Origin of the sequence: Polaribacter sp. R2A056_3_33 (assembly GCF_019278485.1) — a bacterium.
Classification (GTDB): Bacteria; Bacteroidota; Bacteroidia; order Flavobacteriales; family Flavobacteriaceae; genus Polaribacter.
In genome coordinates this window covers 3264239-3275904 of record NZ_CP058984.1, presented here as the reverse complement: position 1 = coordinate 3275904, position 11666 = coordinate 3264239, and the positions used below count along the sequence as shown (strand labels likewise).

At 30.3% G+C, this 11666-nt stretch carries 8 protein-coding genes; 5 read left to right on the top strand and 3 right to left on the bottom strand.

Going from position 1 to position 11666, the window contains the following annotated elements; genetic code table 11:
- Positions 1 to 79: 79 nt before the first annotated feature.
- A complete protein-coding gene (rpmH, locus tag H0I29_RS13795) occupies positions 80 to 241 on the bottom strand; it encodes a 50S ribosomal protein L34 (protein ID WP_036820926.1) in 162 nt (53 codons plus the stop codon).
- 224 nt (positions 242 to 465) lie between these two features.
- Here rpmH and H0I29_RS13790 point away from each other — a divergent pair, with 224 nt between their 5' ends.
- The 3 genes from H0I29_RS13790 to H0I29_RS13780 all read left to right on the top strand — a co-directional run bounded on the left by H0I29_RS13790 (position 466) and on the right by H0I29_RS13780 (position 6128).
- Positions 466 to 2079, top strand: coding sequence for a CTP synthase (locus H0I29_RS13790; protein WP_218733300.1), 1614 nt, complete (start codon positions 466 to 468; stop codon positions 2077 to 2079).
- A gap of 211 nt (positions 2080 to 2290) precedes the next feature.
- The gene (gene yidC / locus H0I29_RS13785) at positions 2291 to 4174 is read left to right on the top strand and encodes a membrane protein insertase YidC (protein ID WP_218752814.1); all 1884 of its coding nucleotides are present in this window, start codon (positions 2291 to 2293) and stop codon (positions 4172 to 4174) included.
- A 187-nt stretch (positions 4175 to 4361) separates the two neighbouring features.
- Positions 4362 to 6128, top strand: coding sequence for an ATP-dependent endonuclease (locus H0I29_RS13780; RefSeq protein WP_218752813.1), 1767 nt, complete (start codon positions 4362 to 4364; stop codon positions 6126 to 6128).
- A gap of 397 nt (positions 6129 to 6525) precedes the next feature.
- Here H0I29_RS13780 and H0I29_RS13775 read toward each other — a convergent pair whose 3' ends face one another.
- Positions 6526 to 7719, bottom strand: coding sequence for a class I SAM-dependent RNA methyltransferase (locus H0I29_RS13775; protein WP_218752812.1), 1194 nt, complete (start codon positions 7717 to 7719; stop codon positions 6526 to 6528).
- A gap of 180 nt (positions 7720 to 7899) precedes the next feature.
- Here H0I29_RS13775 and H0I29_RS13770 point away from each other — a divergent pair, with 180 nt between their 5' ends.
- Positions 7900 to 8625 carry a class I SAM-dependent methyltransferase gene (locus tag H0I29_RS13770; RefSeq protein WP_218752811.1) on the top strand — a complete coding sequence of 242 codons (726 nt, stop codon included), beginning with the start codon at positions 7900 to 7902 and terminating at the stop codon, positions 8623 to 8625.
- Positions 8622 to 9299, top strand: a complete 678-nt coding sequence (locus tag H0I29_RS13765; RefSeq protein WP_218733290.1) for a ZIP family metal transporter — start codon at positions 8622 to 8624, stop codon at positions 9297 to 9299. Before H0I29_RS13770 ends, H0I29_RS13765 begins: the two co-directional genes overlap by 4 nt.
- Before the next feature lie 106 nt (positions 9300 to 9405).
- Here the strand turns inward: H0I29_RS13765 and H0I29_RS13760 are convergent, their stop codons facing one another.
- On the bottom strand, positions 9406 to 11589 hold the full coding sequence (locus H0I29_RS13760) for an ATP-dependent DNA helicase RecQ (protein WP_218733288.1): 2184 nt from the start codon (positions 11587 to 11589) through the stop codon (positions 9406 to 9408).
- Positions 11590 to 11666: the final 77 nt, after the last annotated feature.

The window sequence follows — 11666 nt, the reverse complement described above, 5'->3', positions numbered from 1 at the left end:
AAAAATAGTTAGTGCTTGGGTATAAAAAAAGGCATTACTTAAAAAAGTAACACCTTATATATTAACAAATGTTAATCATTTATTTTTTATGTCTAGTTTCAGTAGAAACAGAAATTTTCTTTCTTCCTTTAGCTCTTCTACGAGCTAACACCTTTCTACCATTAGCAGAAGCCATTCTTTCCATGAAACCATGTTTATTTCTTCTCTTTCTCTTTGACGGTTGGTAAGTTCTTTTTGGCATTATCTGTATTTTTAAATGTCTTCTATTATTATGTTATTGCTTTAAATTCTACTCTTTTAAAGCGTTGGCAAATATACAACTGTTTTTATTTATGACAAACACTATTTTAAAAAAAAATGAAATATTTTTTAACGAGACAAAAGTACAAGTTTTGTAAATCTTTTCACCTTTTTTATTTGACAGAATTTTTAGAGTTAGTACTTTTGCGCAAACCTAAGAATACCATGAGTAATACTAAATATGTTTTTGTAACAGGAGGCGTAACATCATCCCTTGGAAAAGGAATTATTGCTGCATCATTAGCAAAATTATTACAGCAAAGAGGATTTTCTGTAACTATCCAAAAATTAGACCCTTATATTAATATAGACCCAGGAACTTTAAATCCGTACGAGCATGGAGAATGTTATGTTACAGATGATGGAGCAGAAACAGATTTAGATCTAGGTCATTATGAGCGTTTTTTAAACATACCTACAAGTCAATCTAATAACGTAACTACAGGTAAAATTTATCAATCTGTAATTAATAAAGAGCGTAAAGGAGAATTTCTAGGAAAAACGGTACAAGTTATTCCTCATATTACAGACGAAATTAAACGTAGAATCCAGATTTTAGGAGAAACCGGTGATTATGATATTGTAATTACAGAAATTGGTGGAACTGTTGGTGATATTGAATCTTTACCTTATGTAGAGTCTGTAAGACAAATGCTTTGGGAAAAAGGAGAAGATAATGCCATTGTTATTCATTTAACATTAATTCCTTTTTTAGCTGCAGCAGGTGAATTAAAGACAAAACCTACGCAACACTCTGTAAAAATGTTAATGCAAAGTGGTGTAAGCCCAGATATTTTAGTGTGTAGAACAGAACATGAAATTTCTGACGACATTAAACGTAAATTAGCTTTATTTTGTAATGTGAAGCAAGAAGACGTAATACAGTCTATAGATGCAGAGACTATATATGATGTTCCTAATTTAATGTTAGCACAAGGTTTAGATACCGTTGTTTTAAATAAATTAAAGCTTTCTTCTAAAGGAGAACCAGAATTAAAAGTTTGGAACAACTTTTTAGAGAAACACAAAAACCCAAAGCACGAAGTAGAAATTGCCTTAATTGGTAAATATATTGAGTTGCAAGATTCTTATAAATCTATTACAGAAGCTTTTATTCATGCAGGTTCTACTCATGAAACTAAAGTAAAAGTACGTTGGGTACATTCAGAAAGTTTAACACCTAAAAATGCAGAGAAAAAATTAGCAGGTGTTAATGGTATTTTAGTAGCTCCTGGTTTTGGTGATAGAGGTATTGAAGGTAAAATTAGAGCTGTAAGATATGCAAGAGAAAATAATATTCCTTTCTTCGGAATTTGTTTAGGAATGCAAATGGCAGTAATAGAGTTTGCTAGAAACGTTTTAGGTTTAGAGAACGCAAGTTCTACAGAAATGAACAAAAGCACTAAAGACCCTGTTATTAATTTAATGGAAAGTCAGAAAGATGTTACCGAAAAAGGTGGAACCATGCGTTTAGGTGCTTGGGATTGTGAACTGAAAAAAGATTCTAAAATATACAAAGCTTATAAATCTGAATTGATTAGTGAACGTCACAGACACCGTTTTGAGTTTAACAACGCATATTTAGAACAAATTGAAGCTGCAGGAATGAAAGCAACAGGATTCAACCCAAAAACAGGATTGGTAGAAGTTGTAGAAGTACCTACACACCCTTGGTTTGTTGGTGTACAATACCATCCAGAATATAAAAGTACCGTTTTAAAACCACATCCTTTATTTGTAGATTTTATTAAAGCTGCCTTAAAACAGTCTCAAAAATAAAAAAGATTTTAATTAAGAGCAGTCGAAACTTAAATATTTCGACTGCTCTTAAAGTGACATTATAAAAATTAGGAATACTATTTGAACTACATAGTTAGTATCAAAAATAAAGTAGCAAAAATTATATAAAGCTGCTTTTTAACTACATTTGTCGCTTTTTAATCAAAAGACATTTTTGGTTTAATGACAAATTGACATTTTAAAATAACACATGGAACAAAAAAAATTCGATATCAATTCTTTTATAGGAATGTTATTATTAGGAGGTATTTTATTATACTGGATTAACTCTACCAAACCAGATGAAACTACGGATCCTTCTACGAATACAGAACAAATTGTAGACTCTAAAAACAACACATCGAATACTTTTACTGAAAACACACCTGTTTTTGAAAACGATTCTTTAAAACAAATTGCCTACACAACTAAACTTGGTGCTTTTGCGCAAAGTGCAATAAAAGGTACTAACGGTACTTCTGTTTTAGAAAACGACTTGGTTAAATTAACCGTTAGTAATAAAGGTGGACAAATCATAGAGGCTGAAATTAAGAATTATAAAACTCATGATTCTTTACCTTTATATATGATAAAAGACAAAAACGCGTCTTTTAACATCAATTTTGGTACTACAGACAATAGAATTTTAAACACTAAAGACTTATTCTTTGAACCTACAGTTTCTAAAAATGGAGAAACGACTGTTCTTTCTATGAAATTAAAAGTTTCAGACACTCAATTTCTAGAATATAGATATGAGATGAAACCAAAAAATTACATGGTTAATTTTGCTGTTCGTTCTCAAGGTTTAAGTACTGTAATTAACTCTTCTAACCCAATTAATTTAGATTGGTCTTTAGATGGTTATGCACATGAAAAGAGTGTAAAGACAGAAAACACCATGTATTCTCATCTGTACTATAAAACAGAAGATGATGTAGATTATTTGAATGCTGGTAAAACAGAAATTTTAAATGATGTAGATTGGATTTCTTATAAACAACACTTCTTTACGTCTATTTTATTAACTGATACTCCTTTTAATAATAGTACTGTAACTTCTACAGATCTTATTAAAAATGAAGAATTAGATACAGTATTCACAAAACGATATGAGTTAAAAACTCCGTTAGAATTAGCTAGTGGTGAGTTAAATTATAACATGAAATGGTTTTACGGACCAAGTGATTATAACTTATTAAAAACTTTTGAAGGTACAGATTTAGATCATACAGCAGATTTAGGTTGGGGAATTTTTGGTTTCTTAAACAGAACTGTATTTTACCCTGTATTTAATTTCTTAAAAGGATTTTTATCTAATTACGGATTAATTATTATTTTAATGACAATTGTTGTTAGAATCATCATGTCTCCGTTAGTATATAAATCTTATTTATCAAGTGCTAAAATGAAGGTAATTAGACCTGAGTTAACAGCTTTAAATGATAAATATCCAGGGAAAGAAAATGCAATGAAACGTCAGCAAGAAACCATGGCTATTCAGCGTAAAGCTGGAGTTAGTATGTTGTCTGGTTGTATACCTGCAATATTGCAAATGCCAGTATTCTTTGCTTTATTTAAGTTTTTTCCTACAAACTTAGCATTAAGACAAGAAAACTTTTTATGGGCAAATGATTTATCTTCTTACGATATGATTTATCAATTACCTATTAAGATACCATTTTATGGAGATCACGTAAGTTTGTTTCCAATATTAGCTTCTGTAGCAATTTTCTTTTATATGAAAATGAACCAAAGTCAGCAAGCAAATATGCAACCACCTACGCAAGAAGGAATGCCAGATATGGGGAAAATGATGAAGTACATGATTTACTTCTCTCCTATTATGATGTTGTTTTTCTTTAACAACTATGCAAGTTCTTTAAGTTTGTATTACTTTATTTCTAACTTGTTAACTATTGCAATTATGTTAGTAATTAAAAACTACGTAATTGATGAAGATAAGATACACGCTCAAATAGAAGAAAACAAAAAGAAGCCGGAAAAGAAGAAGAGTAAATTCCGTCAAAAAATAGACGATGCTATGAAACAAGCGCAAGAACAACAAGCGCAGCAAAAGAAAGGCAAAAAATAAAGGGCAATCCTTTTCCATCATTTTTAAAAATCCAAAACTTAATTGTTTTGGATTTTTTTTGGTTGAAAAACAGGTAGTATTACTCTTTACTTTTGTCACAAAAAAGCTAACTTAGCTATCTACTGATGTAATTCATTAAAACGGTGTCATATCAGTGTTAACGTTGTGCATAATATAAAACCAACCAATGAGCCATAAATTAACTACAGTAAAAATCGAGAATTTTAAATCAATAAAAACGATTGAATTTGAACTTTCTGAATACACACCATTAGTTGGATATAACAATGCAGGAAAATCGAATATTCTAGAAGCAATAAAATGGGTTTTACGTAAAAGCTCGTTAAAAATAACTGATTTTAATGACCCAAATAATTCAGTTATTATGACCGCTAAAATTGAAGGAATCAGTCAAGCTATTCTCGATAACCTAAATGATAATCACCGACAACGAATAGAACCGTTTTTAAATTCAGAATCACTAACTATAAGAAGAACTCAATTAGTACCAAATGCTACAGCTGCTCAAATCCGACTTGAAGTTCTTAATACAACAGATGGGCAATGGCAAAATAACCCAACAGGAATTGATAATGCCATTAAAGACTTATTTCCTGAGCCTATACATATTGGAGCTATGGAGAATTCAGAAGAAGATGTTAGTAAATCAAAGTCTAGTACTACAATTGGTAAATTATTATCGGAAATTATTGGACCAATAGAACAACAATATGGAGCTAAACTGAAAACTGTGTTGGATGGTTTAAAAGATGTTCTTGATGCAGATGGAAGTAACAGAGCAACCGAATTATCTGATTTTGACACAGAAGTAAATCAGAAATTAGATTCATTTTTTCCAGATATTAATATTAAAGTACACGTTCCTACACCTGAACTCAAAGAAGTATTCTCTAAGGGAACAATTAAGGTTTATGAAAATCAAAGTTTAAACGGAACAGATGTGTCAGCATTAGGTCACGGAGCACAACGTTCTATACAAATGACATTAATACGTCACCTTGCAGATTTAAAAACGGCTTCTCAACAACAAACAACAACAACATTGTTATTAATTGATGAACCAGAACTATATTTACATCCTCAAGCTATTGAAATATTAAGAAAATCTTTAAAAACATTAGCTAATCAAGGTTATCAAATAATATTTACAACTCACTCACCCTTTATAATTACAGAAAAAGATATTGCAAATACTATTCTTGTTCGTAAAAATACAACGCTAGGTACACATAAAAGAAATTCTTTAAAATCAGCAATCCCACAAGTTGAACAAAACGCACAACATCAATTAACATTAATGTTTGCGCTTAGTAATTCTAGTAATATATTGTTTTCAGAAAGAGTGATATTAACAGAAGGAAAAACTGAAAACAGATTAATGCCTTTCTTAATTGAAAAAATATCAGGAAACTCTTTAGGAGTAAATAAATGTGCATTAGTCCAACAAGGTGGTTCAGGTAATACTAAAAAATCAAAACTCGTATTAGATATGATGGATTTACCTTGTAAAGCAATTGTAGATTTGGATTATGCTTTTAAACAAGCTATTGACGATGGTTTTCTAGAAGCAAATGACACCGATATTTTAGCTTGTCAAACTGAAATGGCAAATTTAGCTACCACCAATGGAATAAACTTAAATAATGGCTGGCCAACTAAAAGGAATAGTTCAATGACAGCTGAAGAAGCTTTTGCATTACTTGCACAGAGTCCTTCAATACAAGTCAATATTCAAAATTTAAAAGCAAAACTAACCTCTAATGGAATATGGATTTGGACAAAAGGAGCAATTGAAAAGCATCTTAACATTCAAGGGAAAAACGAGCAAGTTTGGGCTGCTTTAAAAAATAACATAGAGACAAACGGAATAGTTCTCGCTTTACCGAATGACCATCAAGAAATTTCAGACTGTATTAATTGGCTTCTGAACTAAAACACTAAGCACAACCCCGTATATAACTTATTGCTAGTTTTTTACCTACTTACAAAAGTCCTAGCGGACTTTCTTGGTCTGTAATTATTTACTAAATTAGTTGCTTGAAACACGCAACAAACCATATACAACAACGTTAGCTAAATCAAAAAAAACACCTTACCAGAGCTGAGTGCTATTCAGTTTTTGTAAGGTGTTGTTTATATTTTAGTAAGGAATAATTTAATACTCACTAGAGGTTTACAAACTAGTCTAGCCCTGATTGAAGTGACATCCTTTTTGTTTTTCACAAAAAGATAAAACGGAAAGCAGGAAATAGCTTCTAATAAAGATTCCTCAATCGTTAAAAGAACTCATTTCTTAATAATTAACAGATTGCTTCTTTCCTCGCAATGACTTAATCATTTGTTTCTTCTTCTGTATCCGTATCTTCTTTACGTTCTTTAAACTTACGCGTTCCTTCGTACAAATCGTACTTTACAAACTTACAGTTTAAATCTCCGTTTTTAAGAGCTATTCTTTTAGAGGTTCTTAAACCAACACATTTTAAAGCATCAGTATCCGATGTAATTAACCAAGCTGTAGAACCTGGATAATTATTTTTAAGTGTATCTCCTATTTTTTTATAAAATTCTTCTGTATCAATGTTTAAACGCTCACCATAAGGTGGATTAAACAAAATAGTAGTGTTTCCAAAAACTTCTTTTGTTGAGTTAAAAAAGTTTACATGATGCACACCAATAAAATCATCTAAATTAGCATTTGCAACATTGTCTTGTGCTTTTTGTACCGCAGAAGGAGCTTTATCAAACCCCATTATTTTAAAATGAGAAGAACGTATTTTCTTTAATAAGGATTCTTGAATTGTAAAATATAAATCCTCATCGTAATCTTTCCAATTCTCAAAAGCGAATAATTTTCTGTTAATGTTTGCCGGAATATTATTGGCAATCATAGCAGCTTCAATTAAAATCGTACCAGAACCACACATTGGGTCTATAAAGTTTTCCTCACCCGTATAACCAGATAATAATACCATACCTGCAGCCAAAACTTCGTTTATTGGCGCAATATTAGTCGCTGTTCTATACCCTCTTTTATGTAAAGAATCTCCAGATGAGTCTAAAGAAACGGTTAACCAGTCTTTTTGAATGTGAATGTGAATTTTTAAATCTGGATAATCTAAATCTACATTAGGTCTTTTACTATATTTATGTCTAAAATAATCTGCAATTGCATCTTTAGATTTTAAAGAGATATAATGTGAGTTAGACGTAAAGTTCTTAGAATTTACTACTGCTCCTATTGCAAAAGTCCCTTCAGTTTCTAAATAGTTTTCCCATTTAATTTTCTGAATTGCTTCATATAAATCTTCTTCATCGTAGATTTTACAAACTTTAATCGGTTTTAAAATTCTTACAGCGGTTCTTAAAGCAATATTTGCTTTGTACATAAAACCTGTATCTCCTCTAAAAGAAACCATTCTAACTCCCTCATTAACATCTTGTGCTCCTAGGTCTCTTAACTCTTTTGCCAAAACACCTTCTAATCCGAAAAGTGTTGTTGCTGTCATTTTAAAATCTTTGTTCATGCTCATAAAATTGACTGCAAAAATACTATTTATAAATAGCTTTTATACTAATTAAGAAATTCATTTTACAGAACGTAAGATTTGGTTACTTTTACAGACTGAAATGTCTATAATGGCACAAGGCTAAGAATGGCCAATAGCAATGAAAGTAATTCGCTGGTTATTGCAAATTTTATAAAAATGAAAACAAAAGATTGGTTTACAGATTGGTTTAACACCTCTTACTATCACACACTTTATAAGGAACGAAATGACAATGAAGCGCAATTGTTTATGAAGAATATTACTTCTTTTTTAAACTTGCCAAAAACAACGCATATTTTAGATTTACCATGTGGTAAAGGGCGTCATTCTGTCTTTTTAAACTCTTTAGGCTATACTGTTACGGGTGGTGATTTGGCAGAAAACAGTATTAGTGCTGCAAAAGAATTTGAAAATGATACGTTAAAATTTAATGTGCATGACATGCGCAAACCTTTTCATCATACTTATGATGCTATTTTTAACTTATTTACAAGTTTCGGTTATTTTAAAGACGATAAAGAGGATATTTTAATTCTAGAGAATATTAAAAATAGCTTGAATAAAGACGGAGTTTTTGTATTTGACTTTTTAAATGCCGAAAAAGTAAAACTGAATTTGGTTAAGAAAGAAACAAAAACTGTAGACAATATCACCTTTCATATAGAAAGAGAAATTAAAGATGGTTTTATCTTAAAGCATATTTCTTTTTTTGCTGATGGAAAAAACCACTCTTATACAGAACAAGTTAAAGACTTAGATCTTATTAAAATGACCACATTTTTAGAAAAAGTAGGATTTACAATTACAAGCGTTTTTGGAAATTACAACTTAGATACGTTTGAATCAAAAAATTCTGATCGATTAATTATTATTGCAAAATGAGTTATGTCTTATTATTAACAGCAGTTTTTATTGGTTCTTTACTGGTCTATATAATAAAACCAAGTAAAAAAGCTGTTCGTCTATTATTAGCTTTTAGTGGCGCTTATTTATTATCTGTTACTATTCTGCATTTACTACCAGGAGTATATGCTGAAACTACAGAATATAAAAAAATAGGAATTTTTATATTAATCGGAATTATTATTCAGTCTATATTAGAATCTTTTTCTAAGGGAGCAGAACACGGACATATTCATATTCATTCTGATGGTAAAGAGTTTCCAACCTTGTTATTTATAAGTTTGTCTTTACACGCATTTTCCGAAGGTTTACCTATTCATCATGCAGGAGATAATTTATTATGGGCAATTATAGTGCATAAAATACCAATTGCATTTGTTTTAACAACCTTTTTAATTCAGACAAAATATTCTAAAAAAATAACGTTTATTTTCTTGATTGTTTTTGCATTGATGAGTCCTCTTGGATTATTATTAGGAGATAAAATTCCATTTTTTACAACCTATGCAAAAGAAATAACAGCTATAATTATTGGTGTTTTTCTTCATATTTCTACCATTATTCTTTTTGAAGGCTCTGAAAATCATAAATTTAATTTAAAAAAATTTATTGCCATTATTTTAGGGGTATTACTTACTATTTTTACTTTATAGAATTTTACTTCTTTTACAATACAAAAAAGCACCTATTTCTAGGTGCTTTTTTGTATTGTAATAAATATTCTACTAATATTTTTTTTATTCTCTATAAGAACCTGTATTAATTAGCGACTTCGTTTATAAATTTAATTCTCATTAACCTTAATTCCTCTTCATCATAATCACCATCAAACTCATCTAAAGACTCTTGTATATTATCAGAATCTGCTTCCATAAAATAATCATGAATTTCTTCTTGTTGATCTTCATCTAGCAAATCATCTAAAGCATAATCAATATTCAGCTTCGTTCCAGAAAAAATAATTCCTTCCATAGCCTTAATTAATTCTCCCATTTCAAGTCCTTTAGACTTTGCAATATCTTCCAAAGGCAATTTTTTATCCGTATTCTGAATAATAAAAAGCTTTAAGCCAGAGTTTGTCCCCGTACTTTTTACTATTAAATCATCTGGTCTTAGAATTTCATTTTCTTCTACATAAGAAGCAATTAATTTCACAAAATCCTTTCCAAATTTTCTTGCTTTACCTTCTCCTACTCCATGAACTGTAGAAAGTTCCGCTAAGTTAATTGGGTATTTTAAAGCCATATCATCTAATGATGGGTCTTGAAAAACAGCAAATGGAGGCACTCCTTGTTTTGTTGCTACACTTTTACGTAAATCTTTTAATAGTTTTACTAACTTATCATCAGCAACACCACCTGAAGATTTGGCATTTGTAATAATAGAGTTATCATCTTCTTCACTATAAGAATGGTCTTCTGTCATCATAAATGAAGTAGGATTCTTTATAAAAGCATCTCCTTTTTCAGTTAATTTAACAACACCATATTGTTCTATTTCTTTCTTTATTAAATTAACCACCAAAATCTGTCTGATAAGTGCCATCCAATAAAGTGCAGATTTATCTTTACCACTTCCAAAAAATGGTTGTAAATGTGTTTTATGAGATGTTAATAAAGCATTTTCTTTTCCTACAATTGTATTTACAATCTCTTTAGATTTATATTTTTGCAAGGTCTTTTTAACAACATTTAATAAGAGTTTAACGTCTTCTTTTGCTTCGTGTTTTTTCTTCGGATTTCTAGAATTGTCATCCATATCTGCTCCCTCACCATTTTCAACGTCAAATTCTTCGCCAAAATAATGCAACAAATATTTACGTCTGTTCATAGAGGTTTCTGCATAACCAACCACTTCTTGCAATAATGCATGCCCAATTTCTTGCTCTGCAACAGGCTTGCTAGCCATAAATTTCTCTAACTTCTCTATATCTTTATAAGCATAGAACGCTAAACAATACCCTTCTCCGTCATCACGCCCCGCTCTACCAGTTTCTTGATAATAACTTTCTAAACTTTTAGGAATATCATGATGAATTACAAAACGAACATCTGGCTTGTCAATTCCCATACCAAATGCAATCGTTGCAACAACCACATCACAATCTTCCATTAAAAACATGTCTTGATGCTTTACTCTTGTTTTAGCATCTAAACCTGCATGATACGGAACAGCTTTAATTCCGTTTACCTGTAAAATCTGAGCAACTTCTTCAACTTTTTTCCTGCTTAAGCAGTAGATAATTCCAGATTTACCCATTCTTTGTTTCACAAAGCGAATAATATCTTTTTCTACTTCCTTTGTTTTTGGTCTTACTTCATAAAATAAATTAGGTCTATTAAATGACGCTTTAAATCTATTCGCTTCCGGAATTCCTAAAGTTTTTAAAATATCTTCTTGTACTTTTTCTGTTGCAGTTGCCGTTAAACAAATAACAGGTACATTATCTATTGCTTTAATGATATGTTTTAGATTTCTATATTCAGGTCTAAAATCATGACCCCATTCAGAAATACAATGTGCTTCATCAATCGCTACAAAAGAAATCTTTTGAGTTCTTAAAAAAGCAACATACTCTTCTTTTATTAAAGATTCTGGCGCTACATACAAAAGTTTTGTAATTCCGTTAGCAATATCTTCTTTAACTTGAGCGATTTCAGTCTTATTTAAAGATGAATTTAAAACATGTGCCACACCATTGTGTTCAGAAATACCTCTAATTGCATCTACTTGATTTTTCATTAAAGCAATTAATGGAGAAACTACGATAGCAGTTCCTTCTGTCATTAATGCAGGTAACTGATAACAAAGAGACTTTCCTCCACCTGTTGGCATTATTACAAAAGTGTTGTTATTCTCAACAATACTTTTAATTACTTGCTCTTGTAAACCTTTAAATTTATTAAATCCAAAGAACTTTTTTAGAGGGGTATATAAATCCATTTTTATTAAATATTATTTTAACTTTAAAATCAACTCACAAACATACTATTATATTTGCTCTAATTATTATTTATAGT